At 65.4% G+C, this 16,684-nt stretch carries 16 protein-coding genes; 4 read left to right on the top strand and 12 right to left on the bottom strand.

The window, feature by feature from the left end; all coding sequences use genetic code 11:
• Positions 1-273: 273 nt before the first annotated feature.
• The 4 genes from FHR94_RS04485 (at position 274) to FHR94_RS04475 (ending at position 4,213) form a co-directional block, all read left to right on the top strand.
• Entirely contained in the window at positions 274-1,908 is a 1,635-nt protein-coding gene (locus tag FHR94_RS04485) for an FMN-binding glutamate synthase family protein (protein ID WP_183324418.1), read from the top strand.
• A 93-nt stretch (positions 1,909-2,001) separates the two neighbouring features.
• Positions 2,002-2,337, top strand: coding sequence for a cytochrome b (locus tag FHR94_RS19615; RefSeq protein WP_246389821.1), 336 nt, complete (start codon positions 2,002-2,004; stop codon positions 2,335-2,337).
• Positions 2,265-2,864 (top strand): response regulator transcription factor, encoded by a 600-nt coding sequence (locus FHR94_RS04480; protein ID WP_343064630.1) that lies wholly within the window; start codon positions 2,265-2,267, stop codon positions 2,862-2,864. Before FHR94_RS19615 ends, FHR94_RS04480 begins: the two co-directional genes overlap by 73 nt.
• Positions 2,861-4,213, top strand: a complete 1,353-nt coding sequence (locus FHR94_RS04475) for a sensor histidine kinase (RefSeq protein ID WP_183324417.1) — start codon at positions 2,861-2,863, stop codon at positions 4,211-4,213. The genes FHR94_RS04480 and FHR94_RS04475 overlap by 4 nt, the downstream gene beginning before the upstream one ends.
• 15 nt (positions 4,214-4,228) lie before the next feature.
• On the opposite strand, the gene FHR94_RS04470 is transcribed toward FHR94_RS04475, so the two are convergent.
• From FHR94_RS04470 to FHR94_RS04415, 12 genes are all read right to left on the bottom strand, one after another.
• On the bottom strand, positions 4,229-5,152 hold the full coding sequence (locus tag FHR94_RS04470; protein ID WP_183324416.1) for a cation diffusion facilitator family transporter: 924 nt from the start codon (positions 5,150-5,152) through the stop codon (positions 4,229-4,231).
• A gap of 134 nt (positions 5,153-5,286) precedes the next feature.
• A complete protein-coding gene (locus FHR94_RS04465; protein WP_183324415.1) occupies positions 5,287-5,586 on the bottom strand; it encodes a cytochrome C oxidase subunit IV family protein in 300 nt (99 codons plus the stop codon).
• A gap of 26 nt (positions 5,587-5,612) precedes the next feature.
• The gene (locus FHR94_RS04460) at positions 5,613-6,281 is read right to left on the bottom strand and encodes a cytochrome c oxidase subunit 3 (protein ID WP_183324414.1); all 669 of its coding nucleotides are present in this window, start codon (positions 6,279-6,281) and stop codon (positions 5,613-5,615) included.
• Positions 6,238-7,869, bottom strand: a complete 1,632-nt coding sequence (locus tag FHR94_RS04455) for a cytochrome c oxidase subunit I (protein ID WP_183324413.1) — start codon at positions 7,867-7,869, stop codon at positions 6,238-6,240. The genes FHR94_RS04460 and FHR94_RS04455 overlap by 44 nt, the downstream gene beginning before the upstream one ends.
• On the bottom strand, positions 7,866-8,885 hold the full coding sequence (gene coxB, locus FHR94_RS04450; RefSeq protein ID WP_183324412.1) for a cytochrome c oxidase subunit II: 1,020 nt from the start codon (positions 8,883-8,885) through the stop codon (positions 7,866-7,868). The genes FHR94_RS04455 and coxB overlap by 4 nt, the downstream gene beginning before the upstream one ends.
• The gene (locus FHR94_RS04445; protein WP_183324411.1) at positions 8,878-9,333 is read right to left on the bottom strand and encodes a hypothetical protein; all 456 of its coding nucleotides are present in this window, start codon (positions 9,331-9,333) and stop codon (positions 8,878-8,880) included. Before FHR94_RS04445 ends, coxB begins: the two co-directional genes overlap by 8 nt.
• Positions 9,326-10,360: a hypothetical protein gene (locus FHR94_RS04440; protein WP_183324410.1), complete on the bottom strand. Its 1,035-nt coding sequence runs from the start codon at positions 10,358-10,360 to the stop codon at positions 9,326-9,328. The genes FHR94_RS04445 and FHR94_RS04440 overlap by 8 nt, the downstream gene beginning before the upstream one ends.
• Positions 10,357-10,938, bottom strand: coding sequence for a c-type cytochrome (locus FHR94_RS04435; protein ID WP_183324409.1), 582 nt, complete (start codon positions 10,936-10,938; stop codon positions 10,357-10,359). Before FHR94_RS04435 ends, FHR94_RS04440 begins: the two co-directional genes overlap by 4 nt.
• Entirely contained in the window at positions 10,935-11,465 is a 531-nt protein-coding gene (locus FHR94_RS04430; RefSeq protein WP_183324408.1) for a DUF3341 domain-containing protein, read from the bottom strand. Before FHR94_RS04430 ends, FHR94_RS04435 begins: the two co-directional genes overlap by 4 nt.
• Positions 11,458-12,819: an NrfD/PsrC family molybdoenzyme membrane anchor subunit gene (gene nrfD, locus FHR94_RS04425; RefSeq protein ID WP_183324407.1), complete on the bottom strand. Its 1,362-nt coding sequence runs from the start codon at positions 12,817-12,819 to the stop codon at positions 11,458-11,460. The genes FHR94_RS04430 and nrfD overlap by 8 nt, the downstream gene beginning before the upstream one ends.
• Positions 12,816-15,923 (bottom strand): TAT-variant-translocated molybdopterin oxidoreductase, encoded by a 3,108-nt coding sequence (locus FHR94_RS04420; RefSeq protein ID WP_183324406.1) that lies wholly within the window; start codon positions 15,921-15,923, stop codon positions 12,816-12,818. The genes nrfD and FHR94_RS04420 overlap by 4 nt, the downstream gene beginning before the upstream one ends.
• A complete protein-coding gene (locus tag FHR94_RS04415; RefSeq protein WP_183324405.1) occupies positions 15,911-16,564 on the bottom strand; it encodes a cytochrome c3 family protein in 654 nt (217 codons plus the stop codon). Before FHR94_RS04415 ends, FHR94_RS04420 begins: the two co-directional genes overlap by 13 nt.
• Positions 16,565-16,684 lie beyond the last annotated feature (120 nt).

Genomic DNA, 16,684 nt, shown 5'->3' with positions numbered 1-16,684 from the left:
CTAGCGCCGTGACCATCTGGATCAATTGTGAAATCCTGAATTAATATATAAAATTCCTTTATATCTCTGATCAGCCAAGGCTCCATCATGCAGGACCGGCAGAGCCCTGCACAGCATGCTGCGCGGGCGCTTGAAGCTCGGCACCACGTGGATCACCACCCCCTTGGCTTCGCCCACCATCGCCTGTTGCATGGCCTAGTGAGAAAGAGCCGATTGACAGCCTGACCGCCGGCAGCATGATGAAATATGTCGCCTCACCGCCAGGAACGCTCCATGCCTGCACTCCCTCTGCGCTACAGCGCCTACGCACTCAGCCTGCTGGGCCTGGTCGGCAGTCTCGCTGGACTGGCCGCGAGTCCTGTCTGGGCCTGGGGCGTGCTGGCCTTCGGCGGGCTCGCCACCCTGGGCACCCGGGACCTCCTCCAGCGCCGCCACACCGTGAGCCGCAACTACCCGATCACCGCCCATTTCCGCTACCTGCTGGAGTCCTTCGGCCCCGAGATCCGCCAATACTTCATCCAGCGCGATACCGAGGAAGTGCCGTTCTCCCGGGAACAGCGCAGCCTGGTCTACCGGCGTGCCAAGGCCACGATCGACAAGAAGCCGTTCGGCTCGCTGCGTGACATGCAGGCCACCGGCTACGAATGGATCAACCATTCCCTGGCACCGGCGCATATCGAGGACGACGACTTCCGGGTGCTCGTCGGTGCCGGCCGACCCAGACCCTATGCCGTCAGCGTGTTCAACATCTCGGCGATGAGCTTCGGCGCGCTCTCGCCGCATGCCATCAGCGCGCTGAACGATGGGGCCCGGCGCGGCGGCTTCTACCACGACACCGGCGAGGGCGGGATCTCCCCCTACCATTGCCGCGGTGGCGACCTGGTGTGGGAAATCGGCTCGGGCTACTTCGGCTGCCGCGACGGTGCGGGTCGCTTCGACCCCGCCCGCTTTGCCGAGCAGGCAACCCGGGACGCGGTGAGAATGATCGAGATCAAGCTCTCTCAAGGTGCCAAGCCGGGCCATGGCGGCATCCTGCCCGGGGCCAAGGTCACCGCCGAGATCGCCCGGATCCGCAACGTACCCGAAGGCCGCGACGTGATCTCGCCGGCGGCGCACAGCGCCTTCGCCACGCCCCGGGAGCTGATCGGCTTTATCCGGCGGCTGAGCGAGCTATCCGGGGGCAAGCCGGTGGGCATCAAGCTGGCCATCGGCCACCCCTGGGAATGGTTCGGCCTGGTCAAGGCGATGCACGAGGAGGGCGAGCATCCTGACTTCATAGTGGTGGACGGCGGCGAAGGCGGCACCGGCGCCGCCCCCCTGGAGTTCGTCAACCGCCTGGGCATGCCGCTCACCGACGCCTTGCTGCTGGTCCACAACACCCTGGTGGGCACCGGGCTTCGCGAGCGGGTGCGCATCGGTGCCGCCGGCAAGGTGATCGGCGCCTTCGACATCGCCCGCACCCTGGCCCTGGGCGCCGACTGGTGCAACGCGGCCCGCGGCTTCATGTTCGCCCTGGGCTGCATCCAGGCCCAGAGCTGTCATACCGACCGCTGCCCCAGCGGCGTGGCCACCCAGGACCGGTGGCGAGGCGATCGGCTGGATATCCCCCTCAAGGCCGAGCGCGTCCAGCGCTACCAGGCCAGTACCCGCCGGGCGCTGGCCGAGATGCTGGCCGCCGCCGGCCTCACCCACCCGCGAGAGCTCGGCCCCGAGCACGTGATGCATCGCGTCTCGCGCCATGAAGTGAAAAGCTTCGATACGCTCTACGACTTCCTGGCGCCCAATGCCCTGCTTCAGGGCTGTGCATCGCACCATGCGGTGTTCCGCGACTACTGGGACCTGGCTGACCCGGACCGCTTCGCGCCCCCGGAGACACTGATCCGGCTGCGCGAGAGCAAGCTCGTGTAACGAAGATGACGCCGGGATGAACGGGACGTTCAGGCTCCCGTAAGGTGCCGTGGTGTAGAAGGATCCTGTCCCCACCGAAGAGGAGTGATCCTGATGAACTGGCTCGATACCGAACACCGCTACGGCCCCGTCTCCCGCGCCCTCCACTGGTCCATGGCCCTGCTGGTGCTGCTGATGCTGGGCAGCGACTGGTGGATGGAGGGCCTCGGCGAGGCCGCCGCGATGGACCTGCACCAAAGCATCGGGTTGGCGCTGCTGGCCCTGCTCGCCTTCCGCTTGGCCTGGCGCGCCGTCAATCGCGGACGCCTGGCCGAGCGCTGGCCGAGGCGCTGCAAGAGGCCCTGGGTGACGCCGGCGTGCTGCTGGAGACCGCCACCACCGGCGGCGAGGCCGACTTCCTGGTGCGCACCGAGGCCTACGACGCGGTGATCCTCGATCTGGGCCTGCCCGACGGCGACGGCAGCCGTTGGCTCGCCCAATGGCGCGAGGACGCCATCGACACGCCGGTACTGGTGCTCACCGCCCGCACCCGCTGGGCCGATAAGGCCGCCGGCTTCTCGGTCGGGGCCGACGATTACGTCACCAAGCCTTTCGAGACCGCCGAGGTGCTGTTCCGGCTGCGCGCCCTGGTGCGGCGCAGCCACGGCCATGCCCACCCGGTGCTGAGGATCGGCGAGATGTCCTTCGACACCCACACCGGTAGCGTCACCCTGGCCGCCCGCCCGGTGAGTCTAACTGCCCAGGAATCGCGCTTGCTGGCCTACCTGGCCCACGCCGCCCCGCGGGTGGTGAGCCGCAGCGAGCTCGCCGAGCATGTCTACGATCGCGACCACGAGCCGGACTCCAATGTTATCGACGTCCAGATCAGCCGGCTGCGCCGCAAGCTGGGCGCCTGGCGCATCCAGACCCACCGTGGCCAGGGGTATCGCCTCGTCGGAGGCGACGAGACGCCATGAGTCGACTGCGGCAACCGTCGCTGGCCAGTCGCCTGATGCTGGCGTCCCTGCTGATCCTCGTGCTCGCCTTGCCCTTGGCCGGCGCGGGGCTTTCTCACCATTTTCGCACCACCGCCACCGGTGCCTTCGACGAGCGCCTGACGGCCCTGCTCAACGTGGTGATCGCAGGACTCGCCTGGGATCCCGCGGCGCAACGGCTGATCCATGAACGCTCCCTGGGCGACCCACGTTTCGAGCGAGTCTTCTCCGGCTGGTACTGGCAGATCAGCGACGGCGGCGAGCGCACCCTGACCTCCCGCTCGCTGTGGGACCAGCGTCTGCCGACCCGCTCCCACCGCCAGGTGATGATCCGTGACCTGGCAGGTCCCCGCGGGACGCCGCTGCGCGTCATCGAGCGCGATATCCGACTGGCCCCGCTGGACGACCCACTGCATGTCAGCGTCGCGGTCTCCCGGAAAACCCTGGACGCGGAACTCGCCCGCTTTACCCGCCTGGTCACGCTCTTCCTGGCCGGCCTGGGGCTGCTGCTGCTGGCCACCCTGGCCCTGCAGGTTCGCTGGGGCCTGGCCCCGATGCGGCAGTTGCAGGACGACCTGCAACGTGTGGAGAACGGTGATGCCGAACGGCTTGACACTCGCCTGCCGCCGGAACTCGCTCGCCTGGCCCGGGCCATGAACGGGGTACTGGCCCGCGACCGACGACTGATGGCGCATGCGCGTCACGCCGCGGGCAACCTGGCCCATGCGCTGAAGACCCCGGTCAGTGTGCTGACCACCCTGGCGGATGGCATCGACGAGCCGCGGCGCATGCGTATCCGTGACGAACTGACGCGCATCAATGCGGCAGTAGACCATCACCTGGCCCGCGCCTCGGCCGCCGGGGACGCCAGCCTGGCGCCGCGGATCGCCGTCGCCTCGGCCCTGGCCCCGATACTTGAGGGACTGGGACGCCTGGCCGAGCGACGCGCCATCGCGCTCACCCACAGCCTGCCGAGTGAGCTGCGCGTGCGCATGGACCCGCAGGACCTTCAGGAGCTGGCCGGCAACCTGCTGGACAACGCCCTGCGCTGGGCCGGGAGCCGGGTGTCACTCAGTGGCGGCAGCGACGCGGGGGGTACCTGGCTGGCCATCGAGGATGATGGCCCCGGCATGGACGACACCCAGCGTCAGGCCGCCCTGGCCCGCGGCGCCCGGCTCAACGAGCAGCGCTCCGGCAGCGGCCTGGGTCTGGCCATCGTCGCCGACCTGGTGAAGCTCAATGGCGGTCGACTGGACCTCGGACGCGCGCGCCTCGGCGGCCTGGCGGTGCGCATCTGGCTGCCCGACCACCCCTTCCAGCCCGCCGACTGACGCGGCGAACACGGCTCAGTCCCGGCGGCCCGTGCCCGGGTCGGGCTCGTCGACACAGCCGTCACGGCGCTCGAGCTGAATCGTGGCGTGCTCGACGCCGAACTCCTCGGCCAGCACCGCCTTGATGGCCACCAGCGTCGCCTCCCGGTCGGCCCCTTCCTCGAGGGTCGCATGCAGCGATAGCAGGTGCCGGGCCGGGGTCAGCGACCAGGCGTGCACATGATGCACGTCCCGGACCGCCGGCAGGCGCGCCGGCACCTCGCGGGCGATATGCGCTACGTCGAGTTCCTTCGGGGCCCCCTCCAGCAGGATATGCCCCGACTCCCGGGTCAGCTTCCAGGCACTGCGCAGGATCAGCGCCGCCACCAGCAAGGACAGCAGGGGATCGATCGGCATCCAGCCAGTGGTCAGGATCACCCCGGCGGCAACGATCGCCGCCACCGAGCCCAGCAGATCCCCTAGTACGTGCAGCGCCGCACCGCGGATATTGAGGTTGTCCCGATCCCCCAGGTGCAGGATGACGAACACCACCACGTTGACCACCAGGCCCAGGACCGCGATGACCAGCATGGGGGTGCCCAGCACCGCCACCGGCGAGAGCAGTCGACGGATCGCCTCGACCACGATCCAGGCGACGATGGCGATCAGCGTCAGGCCATTGACGAAGGCCGCGAGGATCTGTACCCGGTGATAGCCGTAAGTGCGCTTGTCGTCCGCCGGCCGGCAGCTGATGCGCGCGGCGAACCAGGCCAGCGCCAGGGCAGCGGTGTCGGTGAGCATGTGGCCGGCATCGGCCAGCAGGGCCAGCGACCCGGAGAGGATGCCCCCCACCACCTCGGCGACCATGAAGCCGCCGGTGAGCAGGAGTGCCCAGGCCAGCCGCCGCTGGCTGTCGTGGCCGTGAGCATGAGCGTGGTGATGGCCGTGATCGTGAGACATGTGCCCTCCGTTGCCGAGGCCTCCAGCATACCGCAAGCCACTCGCGGGACGCGCTCCTCGCCGTGTGGGACACGCCCTGGCAGGCGTCGGGGCGCGACGCTCCACCGCCTGGATAAAACGATGCCGCCCTCTTGTCAGGCAATGGCCGAAAGCATCGCCGAACTGCCGATCTCACGATAGACATAGTCCATCATGGTCAAGCCCAGCATGATGGCCAGCCACATGAGGGTAGCCAGCGCAAAAACACGCAATAGATTGTCCGCGGAGCGAAGCCCCATGAAGAACACCATGACCAACGACGCCATCACCAGGGCACACAGCAGGTTGAACACATGGCCCAGCGTTCCCGGGGCCCACCGGGTCACCGTGATACTGGCGCCCAGCACCACAAGATAGGCCAGCCAGGCAAGAATCGGCGCCTTGACATCCTTCATTCACCACCTCTGCGATATAGCGTGTGTCACGACGAGGCACGTAACAGGTACAGCAGGGTAAAGATGAAGATCCACATCACATCGACAAAGGCCCAGTAAAGGCCACTGATCTGGAACTGCCGCCTCAGCCTGGGGGGATCCCGCCAGCGTAGCGTGAAGACCACCATCACCATCAGCCAAATCATGCCTACGCCCATATGCATGGCATGCAGGCCTGTCATGGCATAGTAGAAATTGAAGAACAGCTGTGCCCGATCGGCGTGCTGCCCCGAATACACGAACTCCAGCCCGAGGATCGGCATCAACCCTTGGCTGTACTCGTGGTGCCACTCGTAGCCCTTGATGCCCAGGAAGACGGCCCCCATGCCGATCGTGATAAGCAGGAAGAGCAGCGTCAGCCGCTTGCGATCGGCACCGACGGCCCGCTCGGACAGCGCCATGAACAGGCTGCTGGTGACGAGCAGCCCCGTGTTGAGCATGCCCAGCACCAGATCCAGGTGCGTCGCCGCCTCGGCGAAGGCCTCGGGATAGGCGTAGCGGTAGACGACGAAACCGGTGAAGACGCCACCGAACAGCATCAGCTCGGTAGCCAGAAACAACCACATGCCCATCAGATCGGCATGGCGCTGCTGCGTCAGATCGTCGAACTGTTCATCGGGCTTCGCCTTGGGGGTTGTCGAGGGTATCGTAGTCATAAGGAGGCCCTGATACTGTCTGCGGCTTCAGGAAATTGTGCGGGGGCGGCGGTGAACCGGTGCGCCATTCCAGACCTGCCGCTCGCCAGGGATCTGCGGGTGCACGCGCTCCCCAGCGCAGCGACCAGAGCAGGTAGCCCAACGGCAGCAGATAGCCGATGGCCAATACCCCCGCGCCAAGCGACGACATGGCATGCAGGATCTGAAAATCCTCGGGGTAGGTCTGATAGCGCCGGGGCATGCCGGCATAGCCCAGCAGGTACTGTGGAAAGAAGGTCAGATTGAAACCGATGAAAAGTGCCAGTGAGGCCACCTTGGCCCAGACCTCCGGGTACAGGCGTCCGGTCATCTTCGGCCACCAGAAGTGCAGCCCACCAAGATAGGCCGTGACCATGCTGCCCACCATGATGTAGTGAAAGTGGGCGACCACGAAGTAGGTATCGTGGACATGAATATCGACCGCCAACGACGCTAGGAAGATACCGGTGAAGCCGCCGATGGTGAACAAGCCGATAAACGATAATGCATAGATCATCGGCGACGCGAAGATCAGCCGTCCCTTGTACAGGGTCGCCGTCCAGTTGAAGGTCTTGATTGCCGATGGCAGCGCCACCAGGAAGGAGAACAGCGAGAACATGATGCCGGCATAGAGGCTCTGCCCGGCAACGAACATGTGATGTCCCCACACCAGGAAGCCAAACACGGAAATCGCCAGAATCGACAACGCCATGCCGTGATAGCCGAACACCGTCTTGCGCGAGAAGCAGGTGATCAGCTCGGAGACGACCCCCATTCCCGGCAGGATCATGATGTAGACCGCCGGATGGGAATAGAACCAGAATAGGTGCTGAAACAGGATCGGATCTCCGCCCAACCGCGGATCGAAGATCCCGATCCCCAGTAGGCGCTCCATGATCAGCAGCAGCAGCGTCGCCGATAGCACCGGCGTCGCCAGCACCATGACCAGGCTGGTGGCATAGTTGGCCCACACGAACAGCGGCAGGCGGAACCAGGTCAGGCCCGGTGCGCGCATCTTGTGGGTGGTGACGATGAAGTTGATCCCCGTCAAAATCGACGAGAAGCCGACCACGAAGACCCCCGCTATCGCCGCGATCACGGCGGTATCGGTGAACTGGGTCGACAGTGGCGTATAGAAGGTCCAGCCGGTATCCACCCCGCTGGTGATCACCGCCGCCATGGTGAAGATCCCGCCGAGGGTATAGATATACCAAGACAGCAGATTGAGCCTGGGGAATGCCAGGTCCTTGGCGCCGATCATGAGGGGAAGCAGAAAATTGCCCAGGGTGTTGGGAATCGAGGGGATCAGAAAGAACCACACCATCACCACGCCATGAATGGTAAACAGCTGATTGTAGATATCGGCACTGACCAGGTCGCCCTGGGGCGTCATCAATTCCAGGCGGATGAGCAGGGCCGCGATGCCGCCCAGAAAGAAGAAACCGGTGATCGATACCGTATATAGCCAGGCGACCCGCTTGTGATCCGTGGTCAACAGCCAGTCGCGCCACCTCCAGCCGTGAGTCAGATAGCTTTCCGGTGCTCGGCTACTGGCGGCGTCATCGCTCATGGGCGTACTCCCTGGCTCATCGGCACCGGCTCCTTGTTCCGCCCCGAGGGCTGCAGCGACTTGATGTATTCGATGAGCGGCAGGATATCGCCCTCATCGAGCTGTCCGGCAAAGCTCGGCATGAGCGGCTCGAACCCGGCCACCACCTGCTTTTTCGGCTGCAGGATCGAGTCGCGGATATAGGCATCATCGGCCATGACCACGCGCCCGTCCTCCAGCGCCACACGGCGTCCATAGAGACCGGCCAGGCTCGGGGCGCGCACGCCCGACTGCGCCTTGTGGCAGCCGCTGCAGCCATGCGCCGCGAACAGCTGCTGGCCGATGGCTGCAAGACGCCCGCCGGAGCGCTGCCGCGTGAGCCACGCCTGATAGTCGCCCTTCTCCATCACCACCACCTTGCCCAGCATGCGTGAATGGAAACTGCCGCAGTATTCGGCACAGAACAGCCGATAGTTGCCCGGCTCCGTCGCCTCGAACCAGGCCATCTTCTCGGTCCCCGGCACCACGTCCCGCTTGAGCCGGAAGGCCGGCACGAAGAAGCTATGGATGACATCCTGGGAGGTCACACGCAGCTGGATGACTTCATCGGCCGGCACGTGGAGTGAATTGATCTCGCGGGTGCCGTCCGGATGCTGCACCTTCCACATCCACTGCTTTCCCACCACGTCGATGGTCATGGCCGGTTCGGGGCCACGATAGACGTTCAGATAGAGCGTGGTGGCCCAGGCAAACAGGACCATGAAGACCCCCAGCATGGCCGCCAGCACGGCGATCTCGACCCGATTCTCGGTGCGTGTCGAGGGCCGACTCGAACGATCCGCCTTCTCGTTGCCGGCGCGGTAGCGAAAGCCGAACCAAGTGATCATGCCGACGACCACCAGCAGAATGATGGCGCAGGCCGCGATCAGCACGTAGTAGAGCTGGTCGACCTGGCCGGCATGGCTGCTGGCCTGCGTGGGGATCAGATGCAGCCCCTTTTCCACCGCCGGCAGGTAGTCCGCGACCTCGTCATTCATTCCCTGCCTCCTGTCCTGCGCCGGGGCCGGCAGAGGTGTTGACGTTCGACGGCGTCACCGAGTCGTCGTTGGCCCGTGTTCCCCGCTCGGACAACCCATGCTCGACCAGCAACTGCATGGCGCGGTCGATGGGCAGGTAGACGCGCCCCGTCTCCCGGTCGATCCAGCCCACCCCTTGCAAGCGCTGCTCCATGCGCCGCTTCAGTGCCGTCAGATCCGCTTCGGGTGAGGCCTGCAACGGCGGCGCGTCGGGGACGCTGACGGGCTCCTCGGCAAAGGGGGTGGCCGGCCCGGATAGAGCCGGCCAGAGCGTGGCCATCAACCCCCACAGGCCCACCAGCACAAGTGGCACGAATACGGTCATGAAGACGATGAACAGCACCGGGAGGCGTGCCGGCACATCGCGCGTGTCATGTCCTGCGGTGCGGATGTGTTCTGGGTCACCCATGGCATGCCTCCCGACATTCCAGGCCCCGTCCCGTCATCCACACGAATCCCGCTCCCACGGCTACCAGCGCGGCGGGAACGAGCCAGCCCTGCGCCGGCCGCCACTCCTCGAAGGCCGGCAGGATCATCCATTGCATATGCAGAACATAGCCGGCCAGGCAGATCCCGGCAGCCCTGCGCAGCCACCGCCGGCTCTGCTTGGCTGGCGTGGACAGCAGGATGATGAAGGGGATCAGCAGGAAGAGGATGAAGGCTAGGCGGCCGATCCAGTGCCAGACGCCTTCGGTACGCTGCAGGTACCAGCCGATCTCGGCCGGCATGTTGGCCGACCAGATGATGATCAACTGGGAAAAGCCCATGAACGCCCAGCCCAGCAATACGGCCAACCAGATATTGGCGAGGTCCTGGCGAATCGGTGCCTGAACGCAGGGCACCAGAACCAGCAGCCCCAGTGCCAGGCTGCTGGCTACCATGGCGCAAATCCGCTCCAGCCCGAACACGTCCGAATAGAACGCCGGCTCCAGCGACATGTACCAGTCGAAGGAGAAGAAGGACAGCGTCAACACCCAGAGGATCAGTCCCGGCGCCGCCACGGCCCGGGCCTGGCTGCCCCGGTGTCCCAGCAGCCAGGCCAGCCCCAGCCAGATAACCACGTAGAACAGCCAGCGTGCCAGCAGGAAGGGCTCGTTGAGATAAAGCCGCTTGTGGCGAACCGTCTCAGGCAACTCATCAAGCGGGTGCATCCAGGGGAACAGCTCATCCAGCCCGAACAGCAGCGGTACCATGGCCAGGACGAACAGCGGCATACTGCGTGCCAGCACGCGCCACACATGCCGGCTGGCGTGCCCCCAGGCACCACCGGTCATGTTGTGGGTCATGAGCACGGCCACCGCCCCCAGCGGCAGGGCTCCCCAGGTCAGCGTGGCCGCCAGCCAGCTGCGCAGGAAAGCCGTCCAGTCGAGCATCGCACCGACCACACACAGCGCCAAGGCCACCAGACCAACGACCGGGATCATTCGCCTCATCATTGCTGCGCTCCCTCCCCCGCCTGGCCGGATGAGCCTCCTTCCAGCCGGGCCCGCTGTTCGGCGGTCAGGTCATCGACGCGGGCGTACTGGGAAAGCTGCAAGGCTTCGATATAGGCCGCGATCGCCCAACGATCGGACCGCGCCACCCGGTCGGCGTAGGCGTACATCACCCCGTAGCCGTGACTGATGACGTCGTAGAAATGGCGCAGCGACGCCTGGCGCAGCCGATCGCTGTGCAAGGTGGGCGGCGCCGGGAAACCACGCTGCACGATCATGCCGGCGCCGGCCCCGTCGCGGCCGTGACAGGGAGAACAATAGATATTGAAGAGGGCCTGACCGCGTTCGAGGAGTTCCCGGGTCAGGGGCATCGGCAACGTCTCGGGCACGCGCGGATCGATGGCCTCACCCCGCGCCACGGTGCCGGCCACCGGCACCCGCGCGGACTGATTGTGCGGCCAGCGCGGCGCCGGCTCGAAGGTCTCGTACTTGGGCTGGTTGGTCATCGGCCCCTGATCACAGGCCGACACCAGCAGTATCAGCAGTCCCCCCATTCCCCTCCGTACCGGCCTGCCGCTCATGCCGGCACCTCCACGATATTCGCGGCCGCCAGTTCCCGCAGGCGAGCGGCCGTGCGGCTGTCGTCGAAGCAAGGATCGCTGGCCGCCACGATCAGGAAAAAGCCATCGCTGGTCACCCGATCGAATTCGGCGACATGGAAGGCCGGATGATAGGGGCGCGGCAACCGGTTGCCGAACAGCATTGCGACCACGCTACCCACGACCGCCGACAGCAGGCCGATCACGAAGGCGGGAATCAAAAACGCCGGCCAGCTGTGCAGCGGTTTGCCGCCCACCACGAACGGATAACTCACGACACTGCTGTACCACTGCAGGAAATAGATGCCGACCGCCCCCATGATCGCAGCGGCCAGCGCCATGACCGGCACCCAGCGGGACGTGAACCCCAGGGCTTCCGGCAGGCCCGCTACCGGATAGGGCGTACAGGGCTCGAGGGCGCGGTAGCCCGCCTGGTGCATTGCCTTAACCGCGGCGACCAGGGCGTCGGCCGTGTCGAAACGCGCCAGCAATCCGTAGCGCTTAGCCATCGTCGCTCCTCCTGTCACGCATGGCGATGAAGGCGCGCATGTCATGCAGAGAAATCAGCGGCATAAGGCGCACGAACAGCAGCAGCAAGACACCGAACACGCCCAGCGAACCGATGAATACCGCCCAGTCCCACATCGTCGGCCATGCCTCGCCCCAGGCCGAGGGCATATAGTCGGCATGGGTGGAGGTAAAGACGATCTGGAAGCGTTCCAGCCACATACCGATATTGCTGGTGATCGCTAGGCACAGCATGGCGAGTGGTGAGCGCCTGACACGCCGGAACCAGAGCAACTGCACCAGCACCACGTTGCAGAAGATCATGCCCCACCAGGCGGGGGCATAGGGCCCCGTCCAGCGGTCGATATAGACATAACGGTAGTAGTCCTCGCCGGAATACCAGGCGGTGAAGATTTCCTGGGTGTAGGCGTAGTCCACGACCAGTGCGAACAGCAGCATCATACGGCCGAGATAGTCGAGATGCGTGCGAGTCACCAGATCCTGAAGCCGGAACATGCGACGCAGGATCACCGCCAGCAGCGCCACCGTCGAAAATCCCGAGAACAGCGCCCCGGCCACGAAATAGGGCGGAAAGATGGTGAAGTGATACCCGGGCACGATGGACACCGCCAGATCCAGCGAGATGATGCCCGTCACCGTCACCACGATGGGCGCGGCCACCGCGGACAGCACCCTGTTGGCCCGCTCGTAGCGTGCCCAGTGCACGGCCGAGCCGCGCCAGCCGATCGCCAGCGTGCCGTAGAACACCTGCCCCAAGCGAGTCGCCGCCCGGTCGCGCAGGGTGGCCAGGTCCGGCAGCAGGCTCACGTACAAAAACGTTGCGGTGAAGCTCAGATAGGTGAAGATGGCGAAGAAATCCCAGACCAGCGGGCTGCGCCACTGCGGCCACAATTCCATGGTATTGGGATATGGCAGCAGATAGTAGAACAACCACGGCCGCCCCAGATGAAGAAGGGGATAGACGCCCGCCAGCACCACGGCGAACATCGCCATGGCCTCGGCGAAACGGTTGATCGACGCCCGCCATGGTTGTCGGGTGATCAACAGCACCGCGGAAATCAGCGTGCCGGCATGGGCGATGCCGATCCACCAGATGGTATTGGTGATGGGAAAGCCCCAGGCCACGGGGATATTGATACCGAACACCCCGACCCCCAGCGCGAACAGGTAGGCCACGGCGTAGACGAACAGCGTCGCCAGCAGCCCGCAGACCAGCAGGCCTCCCCACCAGGCGCGTGGCGAAGACCGATGCAACACCAGGTCGCAGATACGCGTGGTGAGCTGGTCATGGGTCAGGTCGGGAGGCAGCAGTGGCGATTCGTCATGCCGGCTCATGCCGCCCCCTCCTTGCCGCCGCTGGCCACCTCGGGATCGAAGTGTCTCACCACCGGCTCGTCGCTTCCCGGCCCACCTCGGGTCTGCGACTGCGTCCTGTCCGGATTGACCCGCGACACGTCCTGAGGCGTCTCGATTTCCCGGTTAGGATTGCCCACCCCGGCCAGGTAGGAGACGCGTGGCCGGGTATTAAGGTGTTCGAGCATGCCGTAGGCCAGCGGATGTTCCTTGAGCTTCCTGACCTGGCTTTGACTATCGCTGATATCGCCGAACACGATCGCCTGGGTTGGGCAGGCCTGCTGACAGGCGGTCTGTAACTCGCCATCCCGGATCGGCTGGTCCGTAACATCCGCGGTGATGCGCGCCCGGTTGATGCGCTGTACGCAGAAGGTGCACTTTTCCATGACTCCCCGCGAACGGATCGTCACTTCGGGATTGTGCACCGCATCGGGCTGAGGATAGGTCGCCTGGCGCCCCGTATAGTCGAACCAGTTGAAGCGCCGCACCTTGTAGGGACAGTTCTGCGAGCAGTAGCGCGTCCCGATACAGCGATTGTAGATCATCTCGTTGAGCCCCGAGGCCGAATGCTGTGTCGCCCCGACGGGACAAACGTATTCGCAGGGCGCATTTTCGCAGTGCATGCACAACACCGGCTGGAAGATCAGACGCGGGCTCTCGAGAGGGCCCTCGAAGTAGCGATCGATGCGGATCCAGTGCATTTCACGCCCGCGCCTGACCTCCTCGGGCCCCACCACGGGTATGTTGTTCTCGGCCTGGCAGCCCATCACGCAGGCATTGCAACCGATGCAGGCACTCAGGTCGACCACCATGCCCCAGGCATGTTCGGCCTGACGATCGGCAGGCCAGGGTTCCGGGTAGAGCGACTCCTGCGGCGGCGGATGCTTGGCGAACGCGGGATTGTCGCGATACGCCTCCAGCGTGGTGGCACGAATCAGGTCGCGCCCCTCGATGGCATGATGATGCTGGGTAACGGCCAGGTTCTCGTGGTCGCCGGTCTTCTCCAGTTCGACCGGTATCGCCCAACGCTGCCTGCTGGCCTGGAGTCGATAGGCATTGTGCCCCACCCCATCGGCGACCTGCCCGATTCCCTTGCGGCCATAGCCCAATGACAGCGTCACCGCCCGCTCGGGCATGCCCGGCAGCACGTAGACCGGCACCTCGAGCCGATGATCGCGAGTGCTAATTCGCACCACCTCCCCCTCCATGAGACCTCGCGCCTCGGCCAGCGCCGGGCTGACCAGCAGCGCATTGCTCCAGGTCAGCTTGGTCAGCGGACGCGGCAACTCCTGCAGCCAACCATTGTTGGCATAGTGCCCGTCCCACACCGCGGCGTCCGGCTGTAATTGCAGCGTTATGCCCTCGGCCGGCTCTTTCGCCGAGGGAGGTGGCGGCAACGCGTTCATCCAGCCCTCGCGCGGCGTGACCTCGACGGCCAGGGATGTGGACCCCGCCAGTAGGCCGTCGTGCAGACAGCGCCGCCAGAACGTGGTGAAGTCTTCCTCGTCATGCCGCTCACGCCAGTAGCCGACCAGCAGTTCGCGGGCATCCTCGTCGATTCCCCGGGTCAGCGCGGTCAACAATTGCAGGCCGGTCTTGCCGCCATGCAGTGGCTGGATCAATGGCTGCAGGAAGCTCGTGGTGCCATCGAATGCCCGGGCATCGCCCCAGGTTTCCAGCGCATGCGTAGCCGGGATGTGCCAGTGCGACAGCCGCCCCGTCTCGTTGTAGGTTTCGCCCCAATGCAGGCGCCAGGGGACCTGTCGATAGGCCCGTTCGAACGCCAGATCGGCCGGTGCCGTATAGACGGGATTGGTGCCCATGACTACGAGATCGTCGACCTCACCGGCCTGCATGGCCTCGGTCAGCGCGTCCAGGCCAGGCGCGGCATGGCCGGCATCGACCGGCGTAATGAATGCCAGCGTCCGGCCATGGGCCTCCAGCTGCTGGTTGATGGCATGGGCGATGGCATGTACCGCGGGCGGTTGCCGGTCACCGGGAACGACCACGGCCTCACCGGCATGCCGGCGCAGGTCATCGACCAGCGGATTGAGCCAGCTCTCCGCCACCCCGGGCCGATCGGGCGGCTCGACCGCTACGCCCAACGCCCGGGCCAGCTGGCGCGCGAAGGCCTCTACCTGCCGATAGTCCAATCGATGGCGATGGTCGGCGACGCTGCCGGTGATGCTGGGGGTCGACTCGACCACGTAGAGCCGGGTGAGAACGTCGTCGTTGTCGCGAGGCCGTCGCCGTGTCATGAGGTCGTGGGCATAACGCAGAAAGCCCGGTTGCATCTGCAGGAAATCGGCATCCAGCGACACCACCACGCGCGTGCGCTCGAAATGGTAGACCGCCTCCAAGGGCCTGCCGAACAGCAGCTCGCTGCCGGCGTAGACGGCACGCCGGTCAATCGGCTCATGCACATACCAACGGGCCTGTGGCCAACGTGCGAGCAGCGTCGACAAGCGGTCATGCTGGCTCGGTGAGGTCAGGCTGCCGGTGAGAATCGCCAGCCCGCGCCCTTCCCGCGCCTCCCAGGTGCGACGCCTTTCCCACAGTGCCATGAGCCAATCGTCATAGCCGGCGATATTCCCCCGGTGCATGACCGCGGCGGCACGATCCGGATCATAGAGCGACAGCACCGAGGCCTGGGAGAAGATATCGCAGGCGCCCAGGGTGGCTGGATGTTGCGGATTGCCCTCCAGTTTGACCGGGCGTCCCTGATGGCTGCGGGCCAGCACGCCATGGGCATAGCCGCCGACCAGGTGAGAGGTGGCATAGTCGCGCAAGACCCCCGGCACCTGCCCTTCGGGCATGTTGACGTAGGGCACGATGAATTCCGGCGGTTGCCGACCGCAGGCAGTGAGCCCGGCCAGTGCCAGGCTCGCGGCCATCAGCTTGAGGGCGCCGCGTCGATCCAGCGGCGCCTCCCACACCGCCCCGAGCCGCGGGAACTCCTGGTGCAGAAACCGGCCGAACGCCTCGCTTTCAGCCAACTCCTCCAGACTTCGCCAGTATTGCGGCCCCCGCGCATGCGAAAGCCGTTGACGAATCTGCTGTAGGTCGTTGTGGCTCATCGATGACATGTGACGCACTCGGTCAGGTTGTCCTTGCGAATGCCATAGTGCTCGCGCAGTTCATGGCCCGGGATGCCGTCCCCGGCCGGGTCATAGCCCAGCGCCGTGATCCGGTTCTCGGGGCGCAGATAGGGTTCCGGATGACGATGACAGGCAAGGCACCACTGCATGGTCAAGGGCTTTTGCTGCGTGGTGATCGGCATCCTGTCGACGCGACCGTGGCAGGATTCGCAGCCCACGCCGTTGTTCACATGGGCACGATGGCTGAAATAGGTGAAATCCGGCAGATCATGGACGCGCACCCAGGCGATGGGCTTGTCATGCTGCAGGCTCTGGCGAACAGGCGCCAGCATGGCGGCGCTCGTCCACAACTGCGAATGGCAGGTCATGCAGGTCGAGGTCGGCGGGAGGCCGGCGAAATCGGACTGCTCCACGCTGGTATGGCAATACCGGCAGTCGATGCCCAGCCCACCGACATGATGACCATGACTGAAAGGCACCGGCTGTTCGGGGGTCGAATTGACCCCGGTAGTGTGGGCCGAACTGCCAAGGGTAATCGCCACGATGACCAGAGCGACCCCCCCCACCAGTCCCCCCCAGAGCATCGCACTCACCAGCGAATTCGCCCGGCGGGGAAAAATTTGCGGCATACCGCCTCTCCTTGGACGGGGTCTGTTGGCTATCTCCTTAACGGCACCGCCCGTGGCCCAACGCAACTCACTATAGAAAACAAGCGCTCGGTCTTGCCAGTGCGCCCGCCAGGATCGGCC

Source organism: Halomonas cerina, assembly GCF_014192215.1.
GTDB lineage: Bacteria > Pseudomonadota > Gammaproteobacteria > Pseudomonadales > Halomonadaceae > Halomonas > Halomonas cerina.
Note: the sequence above shows the minus strand (reverse complement) of the source record. Positions and strands in the feature narration are given on the sequence as shown.